The organism is Isoptericola sp. NPDC055063 (assembly GCF_053608125.1).
This window is the reverse complement of record NZ_JBSGUW010000004.1, coordinates 311,244-329,223: the sequence shown is the minus strand read 5'-3', so window position 1 is coordinate 329,223 and position 17,980 is coordinate 311,244. Positions and strand designations below refer to the sequence as shown.

General features: G+C 74.4%; 19 protein-coding genes. 11 read left to right on the top strand and 8 right to left on the bottom strand.

Annotated elements, in window-relative coordinates; translation table 11 throughout:
* Window positions 1-9: 9 nt before the first annotated feature.
* Window positions 10-345, top strand: coding sequence for a hypothetical protein (locus ACWF41_RS07225; protein ID WP_380319441.1), 336 nt, complete (start codon window positions 10-12; stop codon window positions 343-345).
* On the opposite strand, the gene ACWF41_RS07220 is transcribed toward ACWF41_RS07225, so the two are convergent.
* Window positions 346-921 carry a DnaJ family domain-containing protein gene (locus tag ACWF41_RS07220; RefSeq protein ID WP_380319444.1) on the bottom strand — a complete coding sequence of 192 codons (576 nt, stop codon included), beginning with the start codon at window positions 919-921 and terminating at the stop codon, window positions 346-348.
* Between the two features lie 70 nt (window positions 922-991).
* Here ACWF41_RS07220 and ACWF41_RS07215 point away from each other — a divergent pair, with 70 nt between their 5' ends.
* The 8 genes from ACWF41_RS07215 to ACWF41_RS07180 all read left to right on the top strand — a co-directional run bounded on the left by ACWF41_RS07215 (window position 992) and on the right by ACWF41_RS07180 (window position 8,718).
* Window positions 992-1,591 carry a TetR/AcrR family transcriptional regulator gene (locus ACWF41_RS07215; RefSeq protein ID WP_380319447.1) on the top strand — a complete coding sequence of 200 codons (600 nt, stop codon included), beginning with the start codon at window positions 992-994 and terminating at the stop codon, window positions 1,589-1,591.
* A 138-nt stretch (window positions 1,592-1,729) separates the two neighbouring features.
* The gene (locus ACWF41_RS07210) at window positions 1,730-2,443 is read left to right on the top strand and encodes an ABC transporter ATP-binding protein (RefSeq protein ID WP_380319450.1); all 714 of its coding nucleotides are present in this window, start codon (window positions 1,730-1,732) and stop codon (window positions 2,441-2,443) included.
* Window positions 2,443-3,378, top strand: a complete 936-nt coding sequence (locus ACWF41_RS07205; RefSeq protein ID WP_380319453.1) for a hypothetical protein — start codon at window positions 2,443-2,445, stop codon at window positions 3,376-3,378. Before ACWF41_RS07210 ends, ACWF41_RS07205 begins: the two co-directional genes overlap by 1 nt.
* A gap of 145 nt (window positions 3,379-3,523) precedes the next feature.
* On the top strand, window positions 3,524-4,846 hold the full coding sequence (locus ACWF41_RS07200; protein WP_380319456.1) for a histidine kinase: 1,323 nt from the start codon (window positions 3,524-3,526) through the stop codon (window positions 4,844-4,846).
* Complete coding sequence (locus tag ACWF41_RS07195) at window positions 4,843-5,502, top strand: response regulator (protein WP_380319459.1); 660 nt, start codon at window positions 4,843-4,845, stop codon at window positions 5,500-5,502. The genes ACWF41_RS07200 and ACWF41_RS07195 overlap by 4 nt, the downstream gene beginning before the upstream one ends.
* Before the next feature lie 104 nt (window positions 5,503-5,606).
* On the top strand, window positions 5,607-5,879 hold the full coding sequence (locus ACWF41_RS07190; protein ID WP_380319462.1) for a hypothetical protein: 273 nt from the start codon (window positions 5,607-5,609) through the stop codon (window positions 5,877-5,879).
* Window positions 5,876-8,062: a hypothetical protein gene (locus tag ACWF41_RS07185; protein WP_380319464.1), complete on the top strand. Its 2,187-nt coding sequence runs from the start codon at window positions 5,876-5,878 to the stop codon at window positions 8,060-8,062. Before ACWF41_RS07190 ends, ACWF41_RS07185 begins: the two co-directional genes overlap by 4 nt.
* A complete protein-coding gene (locus ACWF41_RS07180; protein WP_380319467.1) occupies window positions 8,059-8,718 on the top strand; it encodes a hypothetical protein in 660 nt (219 codons plus the stop codon). The genes ACWF41_RS07185 and ACWF41_RS07180 overlap by 4 nt, the downstream gene beginning before the upstream one ends.
* Window positions 8,719-8,721: 3 nt before the next feature.
* Here the strand turns inward: ACWF41_RS07180 and ACWF41_RS07175 are convergent, their stop codons facing one another.
* From ACWF41_RS07175 to ACWF41_RS07160, 4 genes are all read right to left on the bottom strand, one after another.
* Complete coding sequence (locus ACWF41_RS07175) at window positions 8,722-9,177, bottom strand: hypothetical protein (protein ID WP_380319470.1); 456 nt, start codon at window positions 9,175-9,177, stop codon at window positions 8,722-8,724.
* A gap of 45 nt (window positions 9,178-9,222) precedes the next feature.
* Window positions 9,223-11,250, bottom strand: coding sequence for a DUF5107 domain-containing protein (locus ACWF41_RS07170; protein ID WP_380319473.1), 2,028 nt, complete (start codon window positions 11,248-11,250; stop codon window positions 9,223-9,225).
* 177 nt (window positions 11,251-11,427) lie between these two features.
* The gene (locus ACWF41_RS07165; protein WP_380319476.1) at window positions 11,428-11,898 is read right to left on the bottom strand and encodes a hypothetical protein; all 471 of its coding nucleotides are present in this window, start codon (window positions 11,896-11,898) and stop codon (window positions 11,428-11,430) included.
* Between the two features lie 106 nt (window positions 11,899-12,004).
* Window positions 12,005-13,255, bottom strand: coding sequence for a M14 family zinc carboxypeptidase (locus ACWF41_RS07160; protein WP_380319479.1), 1,251 nt, complete (start codon window positions 13,253-13,255; stop codon window positions 12,005-12,007).
* A 200-nt stretch (window positions 13,256-13,455) separates the two neighbouring features.
* On the opposite strand from ACWF41_RS07160, the gene ACWF41_RS07155 reads away from it, so the two are divergent.
* The gene (locus ACWF41_RS07155; RefSeq protein ID WP_380319482.1) at window positions 13,456-13,842 is read left to right on the top strand and encodes a DUF1304 domain-containing protein; all 387 of its coding nucleotides are present in this window, start codon (window positions 13,456-13,458) and stop codon (window positions 13,840-13,842) included.
* A 130-nt stretch (window positions 13,843-13,972) separates the two neighbouring features.
* A complete protein-coding gene (locus ACWF41_RS07150; protein WP_380319485.1) occupies window positions 13,973-14,965 on the top strand; it encodes a hypothetical protein in 993 nt (330 codons plus the stop codon).
* Window positions 14,966-15,093: 128 nt separating this feature from the next.
* Here the strand turns inward: ACWF41_RS07150 and ACWF41_RS07145 are convergent, their stop codons facing one another.
* From ACWF41_RS07145 to ACWF41_RS07135, 3 genes are all read right to left on the bottom strand, one after another.
* The gene (locus tag ACWF41_RS07145) at window positions 15,094-15,816 is read right to left on the bottom strand and encodes a class I SAM-dependent methyltransferase (RefSeq protein ID WP_380319488.1); all 723 of its coding nucleotides are present in this window, start codon (window positions 15,814-15,816) and stop codon (window positions 15,094-15,096) included.
* Between the two features lie 132 nt (window positions 15,817-15,948).
* Window positions 15,949-17,226 (bottom strand): O-succinylhomoserine sulfhydrylase, encoded by a 1,278-nt coding sequence (locus tag ACWF41_RS07140; protein WP_380319491.1) that lies wholly within the window; start codon window positions 17,224-17,226, stop codon window positions 15,949-15,951.
* The gene (locus tag ACWF41_RS07135) at window positions 17,223-17,690 is read right to left on the bottom strand and encodes a rhodanese-like domain-containing protein (RefSeq protein WP_380319494.1); all 468 of its coding nucleotides are present in this window, start codon (window positions 17,688-17,690) and stop codon (window positions 17,223-17,225) included. The genes ACWF41_RS07140 and ACWF41_RS07135 overlap by 4 nt, the downstream gene beginning before the upstream one ends.
* Between the last annotated feature and the right edge of the window lie 290 nt (window positions 17,691-17,980).

Genomic DNA, 17,980 nt, shown 5'->3' with positions numbered 1-17,980 from the left:
ACTCCGGCGATGGATCAGATCTTCGTCTTCGTGGTCGAGGACGCCGACGCCTCCGGCTGGCGCGCGGAGCTCGGAGTGGTCGCGTCCGACAAGGCTGCAGCCGTGCGGCGGCTCCGCGACGGTGGCGTCCGCAAGTCCCAGTTCAGGGGCGGGCTGCGGCCGGATCGCGTCATGAGCCTGTCCGAGGTGGCCCTCGCCGGCCTCACGACCGGCACCGTCGTGCGCCGGCGCGACGACGACGGATGGACGCCCTGGGAGCTCGTGGCGGACGACCGGACATTGAACTGGCGCCGGTCGGGGCGGTTCGTCAGCGACCCGCGCGGCGGGATCCGTCGCCTCCCGTGATCATCCCGGCGTCGGCGGGGTCGTGGCGTCCGTCCCCGTGCCGACGGCCCGGGACCGTCCCCGCCGGCGGGAGCGTCGACGGCGCCGACCGCCGTCGCCCGGCGCCTCGGCCTGACGCTGTTCCCGCGCCTGCGCGGCCCGCGCCGCACGACGCTGCGCCCAGGCGGCGACGGTCGCGTCGACGTCGCGCGGCATGGTGACCAGCGGTGGCCCGGCCGCCGGCTGGTAGCGGGCGCGCAGGACGTTCCGGTTGAACTCCTCGACCTCTTCGCGCACGTCGTCCTCGCTCCACATCTCGTCGAGGCGCCCGTCGAGGGCGGCGTCGTCCTTGCGGAGCTGGATGGAGGGCGGCAGGACGACGAGCCTCTCGCGCCGCATGAAGGCCTTGAGCCACCAGTCGGGGTCGTGGAGGTCCTGCAGGTCGAGCGGCTTGCCGGCGCCGGGCAGGTCGTCGAAGTCGCCGCGCTCGATCGCCTTCGTGATGTGCATCTCGGCGAGCAGCGCGATCGCCACCTGGTCGTCGATGGCGACGGCGTAGGGGTTGAAGAACGCGGCCGGCGGCTGCTCGTCGCTCATCGGGCCTCCCGTCCAGCGTTCCAAGTCAACTGTATTGTGACGAGCGTACGACAACCCGGGAAGGTGCAGGATGCCGAAGCAGGTGGACCACCAGGAACGGCGCGAGGTGATCGCCCGCGCGCTGTGGCGCGTCGTCGACCAGCAGGGCTGGTCCCGGGCCACCCTGCGCGAGGTCGCCCGCGAGGCGGGGGTCTCGCTGGGACAGCTGCAGCACTACTTCGGCTCCCGCACGGCGATGCTGACCTTCGCGATCGAGTCCGCGGCGGAACGCACCGCGGGCCGGGTCGCGCAGGGGCTGGCCGCGCTCGACCAGCCCCCGCACCCGCGCGACGTGCTGCGCCTGGTCCTCGTCGAGATGCTCCCGTTGCACCCCGACGCGCGGGCGTCGAGCCGCATGAGCGCCGCGTACGTCCTGGAGGCCCTGCACGACCCCGCGCTGCGCCGGCAGGCGGGCCTCGGGCTCCGCGACGGGCGGGCCATGATCGAGCGTCTCGTCCGCGAGGCGATCGAGCAGGGCCGGATCGCGCCGGACCGGGACCCGGCCGTCGAGACCGATCTCGTCCTGGCGCTGACCGGGTTCTCCCCGCTGCTCGAGCTCGGCGTCGTCGAGCCCTCGGCCGCGCTGGCCGCGATCGACCAGCACCTGGACCGTCTCTTCGCAGGGACCTGATCCGCACCACCTCCCCCGAAAGGCGCAACCCAGGTTCCGCCCTCCGCCTCAAGACCCGCCCACCCGCTCCTGGGGAGGCTCGGGGTACCGGCACAGGGCTCCGGGACGACGGAGCGCCGGACGACGAGGGAGGGACGGATGACCACCATCCGGATCGAGGGGCTGCACAAGTCCTACCGCGGCTTCGAGGCCGTGCACGACGTGAGCTTCACGGCGCACCCGGGGCGCGTGCTGGGGCTGCTGGGGCCGAACGGCGCGGGCAAGAGCACGACGCTGCAGGTGCTGCTGGGCCTGGCGCGCGCGAGCTCGGGCACGGCGACGTTCGACGGGCGACCGTACGCCGAGCTGGAGCACCCGCCCCAGGTGGTCGGGGCGCTGCTCGACGCGGGCGGTCTGCACCCCGGGCGCACGGGCCGCGACCACCTGCGGGTGCTGGCCGCGGCGTCCCGCCTGCCCGCGGGTCGCGTGGACGAGGTGCTGGCCACCGTCGGCATGACGCCGGCCGCGGACCGCCGCGTCCGCACCTACTCCCTGGGGATGCGGCAGCGCCTCGGCATCGCGAGCGCCCTGCTGGGCCGCCCGCGCGTGCTGGTGCTGGACGAGCCGGCCAACGGCCTCGACCCCGCCGGCATGCGGTGGCTGCGCGAGCTGCTGCGCGCGTTCGCCGAGGACGGCGGCACCGTGCTGCTGGCCAGCCACGTGCTCGCCGAGGTGGCGCAGGTGGCCGACGACCTGGTCGTCATCGGCCAGGGCCGCGTCGTCGCCGCCGGCCCGCTGGGCGAGCTCGTCACCGACCGGAGCCTCGAGGACGTGTACCTCGACCTCACCGCCGCCACCGAAGGAGTGCGCTGATGCGTCTCGCCATGTTCAGGGCCGTGTTCAGGGCCGAGCTGCTCAAGCTCCGCACCACCCGGGCCCCGTGGGTCGTCGCGGCCGTCGCGGTCGCGGGCATGGTGTTCGCCCAGGCGCTCACGCTCGTGCTGCCGCGCACCCTCCGCGCCCTGGAGGGGCTGGGTGGGGCCGATGCCGGCTTCCAAGTGGGCGTGCAGGCGCCGCCGGACGTCACGGCCGACGTCATGTCCACGCTCGCGTCCGCCACGGACCTGGGCACCGCGGCGGCCCAGCGCGGCATGCTCGACCTGCTGGGCCAGGGCCCGGCATCGGGCTCGAGCGGCGTCACCGCGCTGTGCGTGCTCCTGCTCGGGGTGCTCGCGGCCACGGCAGACTTCCGCACCGGCGGCATCGTGCCGACGGCGCTCGCGGTCCCGGACCGGCTGCGGATCCTCGCGGGCAAGGCGGGGGCGACGGCGGTGGCGGCGCTCGCCATCGGCGTGGCGCTGGCGCTGGTGACGGCGCTCGGCCTGGTCGTGGCGGTCGCGACGACGCCGGACGCGACCCTGGCGATCGGCCCGGCCGAGGCGCTCGGGGTGTGGGCCCGCGGTCTTGCCGTGATGGTCCTGCTCTCGTGGCTGGGGCTCGCCGTCGGTACGCTCGTGCGGGGGCAGGTCGCGGCGGTCGTCGTGGTCGTGGCGCTGGCCCTCGTGGAACCGATGGTGCAGGCCGCCGCGCTCGTCCTCACGGGCGGCGCGACGACGGCGACGTCGTGGCTGCCGATCACCCTCGGCTCCCTCGCGTCGGCGGGGCAGGGCGCGGCCCAGCTGTTCGGCGCGACGACCGATGCCGGGGCGGGCGTCGGGGTCGCGGCGGCGCTGGCGGGGCTGCTCGCCTGGGCGGGAGTGCTGCTGGTCGCCGCCGGAGCGGTGTTCCGACGCCGTGACCTGGCGTGACGCACCCCACCGTGTGACCTGGCCTGACCTGCACGGACACCTCCCCGCCCGGCGCACGGACGTCGTACCGTGTGCCGGGAGGGGCCCCGCCCCGGGACCCGCTGACCGACCTGCTGACCGACCCCGCGACACCGACGGAGGACCCGTGCTCGACGCGCTGCGACGGCGGCTCGACGCCCTGGGCGTGCGGACGGCCACGGGCCGGGACGCGCTGCTCGGCGGCGTGGTCGCGGCGCTGTCGGTGGGGCTGTTCCTCGCCGTCGTGCAGATCGTGTCGTCGTCGCTCGGGGAGACGCTCGGGGCGGACGGCTCGGCCGGGACGATGAGCACCGGCGCGACGGTGGCGTCGTGCGTCGTCCTGGCGGGGCAGTCGATGGCGTTGACAGTGCGCCGCCGGTGGCCGGTGCTGTGCCTGGCGCTGACGCTGCTGGGCCAGCTCGTGCTGGTGCCGCTGCTCCCGCCGTTCATGAGCTTCCAGGGGCCGGCGGCCCTCGTGGCCGCCTACTCGGTGGGCGTCTACGCCCCGCGCCGCCCGGCCCTCGGCGCGGCGGCCGGCACCGCCGTCGTGCAGGTGCTCCTCGGCTTCGTGCTGGGCGGCCCCGCGACGGCGGAGCTGGGTGTGCCGGTCGGGACGCAGCTGTGGGGCGGGCTCGTGTCCGCGCTGGTCACGTATGTGGGCGCCGCCCTCGTCGGGGCGTACGTCGGCACCCGGCGGGAGCTGCTGGCGCAGCTGCGGGCGCGGGTCGCGCAGGCGGAGCGGGAGCGCGAGGCGCTCGCCGCGCAGGCGGTGCTCGCCGAACGCGGCCGCATGGCGCGCGAGCTGCACGACGTCGCGGCGCACCACCTGTCCGGGATCGTCGTGCAGGCGGCCGCCGCGGAGCGCCTCGTGGACGGCGACCCGGACCGCGCCCGGGAGTCGCTGCGCTGGATCCGCGCGCAGGGCCGCGAGACGCTCGAGAACCTGCGGCTCGTCGTCGGCATCCTGCGCGATGCCGGGGAGCGCGACGAGGAGGCGCCGTCGGCGCCGCAGCCCACGCTCGCGGACGTGCCCGCGCTGCTCGACCTCGCCCGCAGCACGGGCACGCGGGTCCAGGAGACGCGCCGCGGCGAGCCGTTCGAGCTGCCTCCCACGGCGCAGCTCACCGTCTACCGGGTGCTGCAGGAGTCGCTCGCCAATGCCCGCCGCCACGCGCCGGGCAGCGCCGTCGACGTCGAGACCGCGTACGACGAGGACGCGCTGGAGCTCACCGTGCGCAACGGGCGCGGCGACCCGTCGTCGGCCCCCCTGGCCGCCGACGACGACGTGCCCGGGCACGGCGTCATCGGCATGACGGAGCGCGCCGAGCTCGTGGGCGGCCGGCTCTCGGCGCGCCGCACGTCCGGCGGTGGCTGGCGGGTGCGGCTCACGGTGCCGCGCCCCCAGGAGGCGACGGCCGGGGCCGCGCCCGCGGGCCGGAGCTCTCGATGACGCGCGTCGTGCTGGTCGACGACCAGGCCGTCGTCCGCGCCGGGTTCACCGTCATCCTCGAGAGCGAGGGCCTGGAGGTGGTGGGCGAGGCGTCGAACGGCGCGGACGCCGTCCGCGTGGCCCGCCGCGAGCGCCCCGACGTCGTGTGCATGGACGTGCGGATGCCCGGCGGCGACGGCATCACGGCCACGCGCGAGCTCGCCGGCCCGGGCGTCGCCGACCCCGTGCCGGTGCTCGTCGTCAGCACCTTCGACCTCGACGACTACGTGTTCGGCGCCCTCGAGGCCGGCGCGTCCGGCTTCCTCCTCAAGGACGCGGAGCCCGACGTCCTCGTCGACGCCGTGCGGCGCGTCGCCGCGGGTGACGGCCTCGTGGACCAGACGCTCACCCGCCGCGTCATCGACGAGTTCGCGCGCCGCCGCGGCCCCGTCGCGCCGGACGAGGCCGCCGCGGGGCTGCTCACCGCGCGCGAGCGGGAGATCGTCGCGCTGCTGTGCCGTGGGTCGTCCAACGCGGAGATCGCGGCGGCCCTGTTCCTGGAGCCCAGCACGGTGAAGTCGCACCTCAGCCGGATCATGACCAAGACGGGCGCCCGCGACCGCGTGCAGCTCGTCGTGTGGGCGTACGACTCCGGCCTCGTCGTGCCGGGCGCCTGAGTCCACGGGCAGTTCTCCCCATCGTGGTTCCGGCGTGCCTTGTCTATCCTCGGCACCACGTCCCGGGCACGCCGACCGCACGGGCAAGACGAGAGGCCGGGACGATGTGCGAACAGCTCACCGCCGACACGGGCGCCATGCAGGAGACCGGGAACAGGCTCGTGAGCCACGGGTACGCGATGTCGACGACCCTGTCCGACGACGTGTCCGGCTGCGGCAGCCAGGGGGTCGAGGACGCGGTCGTGGAGTTCGCCATGTCGGTCGTGGTGGAGCTCGAGGGCATCAAGGCGCAGGTGCTCGGCGCGGGGAACGCCGCCAAGGACTCCGCCGCGGAGATCGAGGCGGCGGACGCCGCGCTGGCGGGGAGCGCGCGATGACCTACCACACCGACCGCCGGCCCGACGAGGGCGACCTCGGGACGATCACCGGCTATCACTCGCGGCTCGGCACGCGGCACACGGAGCTGGAGAGCACGGTCACCGTGCTCGCCTCGGCGCTCGCGGCCCTGGACGGCGACGCGTGGGACGGGAAGTCCGGCCGGGCGTGGCGGGCCTCGATGGCGGAGCCCCGCGCCCGCCTCGACGCGGTCCGGGCGCGGCTGTCGGACGTCCGCCCGGCGCTGTCGGCGTACGTGTCGTCCGTCGAGGACATCGCGACGCGGGCGCAGCCGCAGCGCGACAAGCTCGACGCCGCCGAGCAGGAGCTCCACCGGCTGTGGTGGAGCACGGAGTACACCGGCGGCCGGTACGCCCCCGACGACGAGGCGCGCGACCGGATCCGTCAGGAGCTGCACGAGGAGGCCACGCGGGAGCAGGACGAGGCGTGGGCCGCCCTGCGCGACCTGCACGCCGAGCGCCGCGACGTCGACGGCGTCCTGTGCGACGCGCTCCGCGCGGACGCGCCGCCCGGGTGGGGCGACCTGTACCCGACGTTGGTGCGCGCGGGGGCGACGTCGGTCGACGACCTCACCACCGACGAGATCGCCGCCGCGATGCAGGCGCTCGCCGCCCGGATCGCGAAGGGGGACGGCTCCGAGCAGGACGTGCGCGACCTGCGGACCTTCTTCTCCCGGTGGGGCGGCGACCACGACGTCATGGCCCGCACGTTCCTCGGGCTCGGCGGCGACGGCACGACCGAGCTCGTCGACCAGCTCGGCACCCAGGTGCTGGAGGGCCACCTCGACGCCGCGCTCGCGCTCGGCCTCGCGCAGGCGGTCCGCAAGGGCCTGAGCAACGGGTCGTCGCGGTGGTCGCCGGCGACGGCGTCGACGTTCGCCGACGAGATGCTCGACGGCACGGCGTCGCTGTCCGCCGCCGGGTTCCTGTTCGGGGACGTGAAGAAGGCGCCGCTGGGCGAGTCGCTCGCCGTGGCGATGGCGAACCTGGTCGACCGCGAACGCGACCCTCACAGGATGCGGCCCGGGGCGGTGTTCGACGACTCGCCGAACGCCGGGGGCCGGATCCTGGCGTTCATCGAGGACGAGGAGTCGGGGAACCGGGTCGACGACGTCGCCGGCCGCGTGCTGCAGACGCTCGGGCAGTACCCGGACGCCGCGCTCGCCTGGCTCACCGACACGAAGGACGACCCCTACGGCGACGGGGCCCTGGGCGCCGGCCGCGTCGACTACTGGTTCGGCGAGCGCGACTGGTCCGCGCAGATCACCGGCGACGGCTTCGAGGGGCCGAGCGCGCTGTGGGCGGGCGCGCAGCGGGCCACGGGCTCGCTGCTCGACGCGCACGGCGGCGACCCCGACGTGCAGCGCAGCGTCGCAGAGCTGTCCGGCACGGTGTTCGAGAAGCTCAGCGGCAACGAGCACCTCATCCCCGACCACGTCTCCGGGCGCGGGTCGGTCGCACTGGCCACGGCGATAGGCCAGCAGCTCCCGCAACTGGCGGAGTACCCGATGAGCGCGAACACGGCCGAGGACGGGCCGCTGCACACGGGCATGCTCGGTGGCCCGGACGTCTGGCTGGTCAACGCGGAGCAGGACTGGGTGGCCGACCTCATGGGCGTCGCGGGGCACGATCCCGCCGGGCATGCGGTGCTGGCCGGGGCGGTCTCGGAGTACCAGCAGGGCGTCGTCGCGTATGCCGGGAGCGACGGCTCGACGGTGAGCGGCGAGGACGCGATCGCGCGGCTCCTCGGGACGCAGGCCGCGCTGGAGGGCTCGCCGGCGGGAGCGAACCTCGCGGTCGGGTCGGTCCACGACCAGCAGGTGCGCGACGCCGTGGACAGCGTGACCGGTCTGGTGGGCCTCGCGCCCATCCCCGGCGGCCCCCTCGGGGGCTACGCCGCGGGAGAGGTGGCCGGCTGGGTCGGCGACGCGCTGGGCGACCACTGGGCGACGGAGTACAACGACGCCCTGGCCGCGGAGCACGGCGACGAGGCGGCTCGCGAGGGCATCATGCGGGAGCGGCTGACGGCGATCGTCGACGTCTACGTGGAGCACGGCGTCATGGCGCCGCCGGAGGACGAGCGGCGGTACGTGGACGAGCTGATCCAGGAGTACAACGACGGGTTCGACGCCTGGGCCCGCGAGGCCGAGCGGGGCGAGCGATGAGCGCCGCCCGGTACGCGCGAGTGCCCGCTGCCCTCACCGCGCTGGCGCTCGCCGCGCTCGTGGCCGCGTGCGGCGGGCCGGAGGGGACGACGGTCCACGACGAGGTCGAGTGGGCCGACGGCGCGCCGCCGTCGGGCGACCCGGAGAGCGACCCGCGGGTGGAGGCGGTGCGCCGCTACGACACGCTCCTGAAGGCGTCGACCAACGAGCTCGACCTCTCGGACCCGCGGCTGGCGGAGGTCACCACGCCGGAGTGGCTCGACATCCAGGTCGACGGCGTGCGCAGGGACGTCGAGGCCGGCAGGCTCCGGCTCTGGGCGGGGCCGAAGGAGATGACGGTGCTGGACGTCTCGAGCGACGGCGACGAGGCGATGGTGCTGATGTGCAGCCGGCTGCCGGCGTCGTGGGTGTGGGACGACGACACGTCGGCGCCGGAGGAGTGGTCCAGCGAGCCGGGCTCCTTCGAGTACGACACGTTCACGCTGGTCCAGGTGGACGACGCCTGGCTCGTCGACGTCGCGCAGCGGCCGTACGGCCCGGACACGGGCGAGTGCGACCCGGGTCCCGACGTGCCGGTGGGGACGTTCACCACGCAGCCGGACCTGGACCTGCTGTCCGACGCGTCACCGGACGACGTCGTCGCGCCGTCCTCCTGACGGTCAGCCGTTGCCGGCGTCCTCGATACGCCACCCTTCGGGGTCTCGGGTGAGGTAGTAGGTCCACCCGAACCCGCCCTCGGGGATGGAGGTGTCGTCGGCGAAGAACCGCCAGTCGACGTCGAACCCCGCGTTCACGGCGCCCGTTCCGACGGTCTCGAGATCCGTGATCTCCAGGCTGGAGACGTCGTGGCACATGCTCTCGGTGGTCGTGGCGAACTCGGGCGCCGTCAGCGCCTGGGCGGTCGCGCAGTCGTGGGCGTCGAGGGCGGTCAGGTAGGCCCGCACGACGTCCTCGGCCGTGGCGTCGGGCGGCGGCACCGCGACGTCCGCGGTCCTCGCCAGCGGGAAGATCTGCGCCACGCCCGTCACGACGACCACGGCGACGACGGCGAGCGTCACCCACCAGCCGACGCGCGGCCGTCGCCGCGGCGGGTCCTGGACCGTCTCCGTCGACATGACCGGACGATAGCGCCGCGGACGACCAGATGACGTGCGGGACGCTCAGGACGCCGTGGCCTGCCGCTCCGACGTCCCGTGCCCCGACGTCCCGTGCCCCGACGTCCCGTGCATCGAGAAGTCGAGGCGCTCGGGCAGGGCCGCCCCGCCGGCGGCGCGCTCCCAGAGCGCGGCGACGAGCGACTCGCCCTCGCGCAGGTTGGCGGGGACGACGTCGCCGGTCTCGAGGACGTGGCGGGCCCCGGCCCGGTCGTCGAGGCCGAGCAGCGCCTCGACCTCCGCGAGCCGGAACCGGGCGCGCTCGGACTCGGTGGCCCGCGCGGGCGGCTCGTCGGTCGCGGTGCGGGCGAGCTCCAGCGCCCGGTCGTGCCGGCCGGCGTCGAGCAGACAGCGCAGCGCCTCCAGCACGAGGGCGGGGCGCTCGGCGGAGCCCGGGCCGGCGAGCGCGAGCGCGGCGTCGAAGGTCCGGACGGCGGCATCGCCGTCGCCCTGGCGCAGCGCGACGTGCGCGAGGGCGCGGTGCGCGGCGGCGCTCGGCGCGGCGTCCAGCGACGCGCGCAGGTGCCGCTCCGCGGCGGCCGGGTCCCCGTCGACGTGCTCGAGGACGCCCAGGTGGTAGAGGGCGAACGCGTCGCCGTCGCGGGCGGCGTCCGCGAGCCGGCGGGCCCAGTGCGCGCCCCGCACGTGCGCGCGGGCGTCGACGCCCGCGGGGGAGCGACCGTCGGCGACGAGGTCCTGCCACGGGCGGTGCGGCCCGTCGGCGACGTCGGGGAACGGCGTCGCCGTCTCGTCGACCCAGCCGTCGGCGCCGTGCAGCAGGGACTCGTGCAACAGGGACTCCACGTGCCCCCAGCCGGACCCGACGGCCACGGTCTCGCCGGGCGCCCGGCGCGCCGCGCGCGCCAGGTCGGCGTCGAGCGCGGCCAGGTCCGCGGCGCTCACCCGCGCCGACGCCGCCGCCCCCGCCCGGGCGAGCCCGTCCTCCGGCGTGGTCGACGGTGGCACCGGGCCGAGGTCGACCCGCCCGAGCACCTCCGTCCACGCCCACTCCTGGTGCGCGCCCAGCTCGAGGTACTCGAACTGGGTGGTGGCGAGGCCCGCCTGGATCTCGGCGTACCGGCCGCCGTCGGGGGAGAGCCACTCCTGCCAGTGCCGCGACCCGCGGCCCGAGCCCCAGCAGAACAGCTTGCACGCGGACAGCCGCGGCGTGCTGGCGTGCAGCAGCCCGGTGCCGGCAGGGTCCACCGCCATCACCCACGGCACGTCCACGCCGCGGCAGTCCACGAAGTAGTCCGCCGCGTCGGCGTGGCGGCCCGGCCGGGTGATGTCGACGTCGCCGCGCCACGGCGCGGTGATCCCCGTGAGCCCGGTGGTGTAGTCCGAGAGGTAGACGTCGCGCGCGGCCGCGAAGACGCGCGTGTCGTCCTCCTCGGGGACGGCGATGTTGGTCCACCAGTACATCGGCACGGGCGCGTCGCCGGGGTTGGTCACGCGCACGTGCACGGCGAGCATCGTCGCGTCGTGGCCCAGGTGGACGTCGATCTGCACGACGACGCCGCGCACCCGCTCGTACTCCCACATCCGCAGGCCGGGCGCGCCGTCGGGCCCGGTCACCACGGCGGCGTGCAGCGGCGAGCACGTCGTGGGGGAGTGCCCGCGCGTGCCGACGTTGAACTCGACGCCGCCGGCGAACCACGCGTCGCGCAGGGCCAGGTTCGCGGGCTGCAGCACCCGGTTCGCGTAGACGAGATCCGTGCCGGTGGGGACGTCCACGAGCGACCAGATCCGGCCGCCGAGCCCCGGCACCACCGTGGCGCGCAGGTGCGCGTTCTCCAGCACGACGACGTCGAGGCGGCCGGGCGCGCGGTCGCGGCCGTAGTCCGACTGCGGGTGGTAGGGGAACACCCACGGCGGGGCGGCGGCCTCCACGCGGTCGGCGATGTCGGCCGGGACGGTGGTGCGGTCCGGCGGCAGGTGGGGCACGGTCTCCGGCTCCAGCGGCGGGAACGGGCCCTCCGCACCGACCGCCGCCACTGGCAGCTCCATCGTCTCGTGCCGCAGGGTCGTGGTCATCGGCGTCCTCTCGGTCCTGCGGTGACGCGTCGCCGTCGAGCGCGTCCCACCGCGGCACGAGCATGCCACCGGCACACCCCCGGGTCGCTGCCGAGCAGGCGGTTGCGCACGTTCTGAGCGTTCAGAACGTGCACAATCACCTGGTCGCGCCCCTGGGGCGGGCGCACCTCACGACCGTCAGCCCGTGCCGGCGTCGACGATGCGCCAGCCCTCCGGGCCGTGGGCGAGGTAGTAGGTCCACCCCCAGCCCTCCTCGGGGACGTCGACGACCCCGGAGAACGGGCGCCACGTCGCCTCGAAGTCGGTGTTCACCGCGGACAGGTCCCCGTCGGAGAGGTGCGGCGCCGGGACGACCTCGAGGATCTCGAGGCTGCGCGTGTCGTCGCAGAAGTCCGTCGCGCCGCCCGCCGTCAGGGCCGCCGCCGTGTCGCAGTCGTGCGCGGCGACGGCCTCCAGGTACGCGCGGACCACCTGCTCCGGGGCGGCGTCCGCGGGGGGCACCGTCACCTCGGCGGTCTGGCGCGGCGGGGCGAGCCAGAGGGCGCCCACGGTCGCGCCGGCCGCGAGGAGCACGACGAGCGCTAGGGTCATCCACCACCAGGCGCGGCGCCGCGTGCGGGGACTCGCGGGCTCGGTGCCGACCGACATGGTCGGACAGTAGCGCTGCCGGACCGGTCGGGCGACGCCACGCACGGGCGAGCCCGGCGCGCGTCGGGCGACGCGGGCCGGGCTCGTCACGTTCGTGCGGTCGTGGTCAGTCGGCGTCCTCCCACCCGTAGTCGGGCAGATCGAAGAACGCGTCGCCGTCCAGGGTGTCGACCTCGCCGGTCGCCATCGCGTCGACGAGCGACTCGACGCCGGTCTGCACCGACCGGACGAGCATGCCGTGCAGCTTCTGGCCGAGGTCGTCCTGCTGGCCCCGGACCTCGAACAGCACGGTTGCGGAGCCGTTGAGCGCGAACGCCGACCGCCCCTGCCCGGCGTACTCGCGCTCGTCGGGGTGGAAGTACCGCCCGACGGCGGCGAGCGGCGACTGCGAGCCGTACTGGTCCTGGATGCCGTTCGCCACGGCGAGCGCGTAGCGCCGCGACTTGTCCTGGTCGAGCAGCGGCCAGTCCGCGAGGTAGGCGGCGCCGTCCTCGACGCCGAGCGGCGGGTAGTCCAGGGACACGGAGATCGGCTTGCCGTCCTGCGGTCCGCCGGTCAGGTCGTCGCACGGCCCCATGTGGTGCAGGTCGACGACGGCGTCGACGGCGCCGAACTCCTGCCGCAGCCCGACGTACACGTCGCGGATGGCCTGCGACTCCGGCGAGAGGAAGAACCCGGCGTCCTTCTGGTCGCCCGGGAGGTCCTCGGGCCGCGGCACGTAGTCGAGGTCCGGGTTGAAGTCGCGGTTGAGGTCGAAGCCGGGCTGCTCGATACCGTCGCCGCGCAGCGAGTGGTACCAGGCGCGCGGCGCGCCGGCGAGCTGCGGGAAGTCGGCGACGACGTCGTCCCACGGCACGACGTTCATGCGCCGGTTGAGCTCCCCGCCGTCGGGGTTGACCATCGGCATCGCGACGAGCGTGACGTTCGCGAGGGCCCGCCGGGTGGCGGCGTCGTTCGCGCTCCCGAGCTTCTTCAGGATGCCGAGCAGCGCCTCCGTCCCGGTGCGCTCGTTGCCGTGGATGGCGCTCTGCACGAGCAGCACGCGGTCGCCGGTGCCGACGCGCGCGGTGAACAGCTCCCGCCCCTGGTGGGTGGTGCCGGCCACGTCGACCTGGACGCGCCCCTGGCTCGTGCGCTCGAGCTGCGCGAGCTGCCGCTTCAGCTCCGCGTGGTCGGTCCAGCCGGCGAACTGGGGGTCGTCGAAGATCTTGCAGGTGCCTTCGCCCTGTGCGGCGGCCTGGGGGGCCGCGGTCGCGGCGGGCAGGACGGCGGCCGATGTGGCGGCCAGGCCGGCGACCGTGGCGCCGGCGGCCAGCGCGGCGACGAGCCGGCGGCGGCGTGGTGAGTGATGACGCACGAGAACCTCCGTTGGTGGTCGTGTGTGGTGCTCCCGGCACCCCGTCGTGCCGGTATACCAGCATCCTCACCCGGGCCTGCCGCATCGGCGCGGCGGAGTCGTCGTCCGGGCGACGACGCGTGGCGTGCTGCGCCCGCGCCGCCCCGACGGGATGATCGGATTCCCGCGCCCTCCCGGGCGCCGAGCCGTGAGGAGCGTCGATGGTCGTCACCGGACTGGTCCTGGCGGGGGTCGCCGCCGCGCTGCACGTCTACATCTTCTGGCTGGAGTCGGTCGCGTGGACGACCCCGCGGGCACGCGCGACGTTCGGCACCACCGAGCAGGAGGCCGCCGCGACGCGCGAGCTCGCGTTCAACCAGGGCTTCTACAACCTGTTCCTCGCGCTGGTGACCGCGGTCGGCATCGTGCTCGTCGCGGCCGGTTCGACGGCGGCGGGGGCGGCCCTGGTCCTCGCGGGGACGGGCAGCATGCTGGCCGCCGCGCTCGTGCTGTTCGCGTCCTCGGCCGGCAAGCGGGGCGCCGCCGTCAAGCAGGGCACCGTGCCGCTGCTCGCCGTGGTCGCGCTCGTGGTCGGGCTGCTCACCTGAGCACTGCTCGTCCGGGCACCCGGTGGGGTGGTTCCCGAACTCGCTGACCAGTATCTCGTGGAGACCGGTTGCAGTCATCTGTCGCCCCGAGCATCGTTGATGGGGAGAGTCATTCCGGAAGGGGACCACCATGACCGGGTTGCGCCTTCAAACAGCAGCAGTGGCTTCAGCTGCGCTGATCGCCCTCGTCGGATGCAGCAACGACGAACCCGCACCGTCCTCATCGGGCGTTGTGGCGTCCGAGCCCGCTCCCGGAGCGTCGAGCGCGAAGACCGCACCCGATGTCGCCGCCGAGGACGACGGGCCGCCCTGGCCTCCCGGAAAGTTTGTGGCCTCGGCACCATCCGGAGGAGACCTCATGCTTGAAGTCCCGGCAGATTCGGCGCCCCCTGATGTCGAGGAGTACCGCAAAGAGATTGACGGGGATCCTGTGGCCTATATCGAGGTCGATGTCGACAACCGCGATGGCACGGAGTACGTCAACATGTACGAAGTCGACATATTTGACCCAGACGGCACCAAATACGAGTTCACGAACGTCACCGATGCCATAGACACCTGGACCGAGGACCTTCCCTACGACACGAATGAGCAGATCGACGTACTCAACGAGGGCACCGACCTGACAGCCAAATATGAAGGCGGTGCCTCCCCGTCCGAGCGGAAGACCATGCTCCTGGCCGGCGAGGAGGTGCCCGAGGAGATACAGGACATCCAGGTCTACGCCGAGGGTGGTGTCGGCGAGGTGGCGCACGCATGGCCAGAGAACTCCGACCAGGAACGTTCGCCTCAAGCCAGCCAGGGGGCGGAACCGGGTGGAGAGACCGCGTTCGACGGGACCCCATGCGTGTACGTCGACGGCGTCTGCTTCTCGCAGTCCGAGCTCGACGAGCAGGAGGCCGAGCGCCAAGGGGTCGACGCCATGACGCTGGAGGGCTACCTGAGCTTGTCGCTCGACGAGCAGGCGGCAGTCAACTCCGATCTAGAGTCCGCCGGAAAATTCGCTGAGTGGGAGATTGCGGACCCGCTCGCTCCCGAATGCGCCACGCTCACCGAGCAGGGCTACGCCGCCCAGGATCTGATAGAGATGAGGATCGGACCGGACGACTGCCCGAATGAATAGCTGAAACCAGCGAGGCAAGCGGACGCACATCTGTTGAGTCCGTGGCGGGCGCGCTGTCTAAGGATTCGGCACAGTCCCCGGTGTTCGACTCTGAAGCCGAAACTCTCCCGGTGTCATGCGGTCGGTGGTCAGGCCGCCCGCGCGACGAACACCCACTCCAGTCCCGGCCGGTCGGGCGCGTCGCGCACCTGCTCGACGACGTAGCCCGTGTCCTCCAGCGACGCGGTGAGCTCGTCGTGCTCGCGGAAGCGCAACGTGGAGTCGGAGTGCAGCACGCGCCCGTCGGCCAGGAGGGTGGTGTCGTGGAACGTGACCAGCGGCCCGGACACGTCCGTCACCTCGGTCCACGACTCGACGACGCCGAAGCCCGGCACGTCGGCCCGCACGAACGTCCGCTCGCGCGTCCAGCCCTCCCACGCGCGGCGCGCCGGGTCGCGGGTCTCGAAGACGAGGTGCCCGCCCGGGGCCAGCGCCGCGTGCACGCCTCGCAGCGTCGCGGTCCAGTCGGCGTCGGTAAGGAAGACCTGCGCGACGTTCGCCGTCATCGTGGCGAGGTCCACCTCCAGCGGCGGCAGCGTGGTGGCGCCGCCGTGCAGCCAGCGCACCCGCTCGGCCTCGGGCTTGCCCCGCGCGACGTCGAGGGACGCGCCCGCCGGGTCCACGCCGACGACGTCGTACCCTTCCGCGGCGAGCAGCACGCCGAACGTCCCCGTCCCGCAGCCGACGTCGAGCACGCGACGCGCGCCCAGCTCGCGGGCGAGGGCCAGGTAGGCGTCGAGGTCGCTGCGGTCCGGGTCGAGCGGGTCGTACAGCCGGGCCAGCAGGGGGTCGTCGAAGATCGCGTCGGGCACGGTCTGAACGTAGGCGCTGCCCGGGCGGGCCGGCCACGGATTTCTGCGCCGAACAGGCGGTTGTGCACGCTCCGAACGCTCAGAACGTGCGCAACCGCCTGTTCGGCGGGGCGGTCGTCAGGCGGGGTGGGGTCAGGCGCGCAGCGCCTGCTCGACGTCCTCGAGGATGTCCCGCGGGTCCTCCAGCCCGATCGACAGCCGCACCGTCGTCTCGGCGATGCCGACCTTGGCGCGGCCCTCGGGGCCGAGCTTGCGGTGCGTCGTCGTGGCGGGGTGGGTGACGATCGACTTCGCGTCGCCGAGGTTGTTGGAGATGTCGACGATCTGCAGCGCGTCGAGGAAGGCGAAGGTGCGCTTCTTCGCGGCTTCGGGGTCGGTGCCCTCGGGCACGGCGAGGTCGAACGTCACGACGGTGCCGCCGCCGGACTGCTGCGACAGCGCCAGCTCGTGCTGCGGGTGCGACGGCAGGTACGGGTAGCGCACGGCGGCGATCCCGTCGAGGCCCTCGAGCGCCGTCGCGATCTCGAGCGCGGCGGCGTTCTGCGCGCGCACGCGCAGGTCGAGCGTCTCGAGGCCCTTGGCGAGCACCCACGCGTTGAAGGGGCTGAGCGACGGCCCGGTGTTGCGGATGAACGTCTGGACGGGGCCCTCGAGGAACTCCTTCGGGCCCAGGATCGCGCCGCCGAGCACGCGGCCCTGGCCGTCGATGTGCTTGGTGGCGGAGTAGACGACGATGTCGGCGCCGAGCGTCAGCGGCTGCTGCAGGATCGGGGTGGCGAACACGTTGTCCACGACGACCTGCGCGCCGGCGGCGTGCGCCAGCTCGGCCACGCGCCGCACGTCGACCAGGTCCTGCATGGGGTTGGACGGCGACTCGAAGAAGACGACGTCGGCGGGCGTCGCCAGCGCCTCCTCCCACTGCGAGAGCACGTGGCCGTCCACGTAGTCGACCCGCACCCCCCACTTGGCGAGGATCTCCTCGTAGATGACGTTCGTGGAGCCGAACAGCGCTCGCGCCGAGACGATGCGGGAGCCGCTGGAGACCAGCGCGGCGAGCGTCGTGAAGACGGCGGACATGCCGGACGCCGTCGCGTAGCAGGCCTCGGCGCCCTCGAGCAGCCGCAGCCGCTCCTCGAACGTGTGCACGGTCGGGTTGCCGTACCGGGAGTACACGAAGCGCGACAGGTCGCCGCGGAACGACGCCTCGGCGTCGGCGGCCGTGTCGTAGGTGTAGCCCTGCGTGAGGAACAGCGCCTCGGACGTCTCCTGGTACTCCGAGCGCCGGTGCCCGCCGCGGACGGCGAGCGTCGCGGGGCGCGCGCTGGCGGGCAGCGGGCCGCGGCCCGAGCCGCCGTGGACGACGTCGTCGGCGGCCGGGCCGGTGGGGATGTCCTGGTTCCCAGCGCTCACGCGTCGACCTCCGTCGCCGCGTCGGCGTAGGCGCCCCAGGGCAGCCCGCGCACCTTCCAGCCCTCGCGGTCGCGGACGCCGTCGAAGCCGGGCCCGCCCTCGAAGCCCTCGAGGATGTTGTACGCCGGGCCGAGGCCGGACGCCGTCGCGAGGCGGGCCGCGCCGATCGAGCGCTGGCCGGAGCGGCACAGGAAGACGACCGGGGCGTCGGCGTTCACGCCGGCGGCGGCCAGGTCGGCGAGGAAGCCGGCGTTGGGGCGCCCGCCGGCCTGCACCCACTCGACGAAGACGGGACGCTTGCCCGCGGTGGTCGTGTCGGGCACGCCGATCGCGCGCCACTCGCCCTCGGTGCGCACGTCGACGAGGACGGCGGCGGGGTCGGTAGCGAGCAGGTCCCACGCCTGCTGGGGCGTGAGGTCGCCGGCGTAGCCGTCGGCGGGGCGGGGGTCGATCTGGGGCGTCATCGCGTTCCTCCCATCGGTCGTGGCGGTAGCACCCTCGTCCGGCCCGCCCGCCGCCCGAGGGCGGCGACCGGCCCGCGGGTTGCTGCGGCGTCGACGTGCCACGTCACTCGGCCGCTCGGGATGGTCCTGGCGATCGTACGACAGCCGTCCGCGTGGTGGTCACGCGTCTCGCGACGCGGGACCGGCGCGCGCGAGGGGCGGGAGGGGGGGTGGGGGAGAAAGGGGACGGGGGCTACCCCCCCCCCGGTCTCGGCGATGATCGAAGTCCCACACCAACTAGCCCGCCCCCC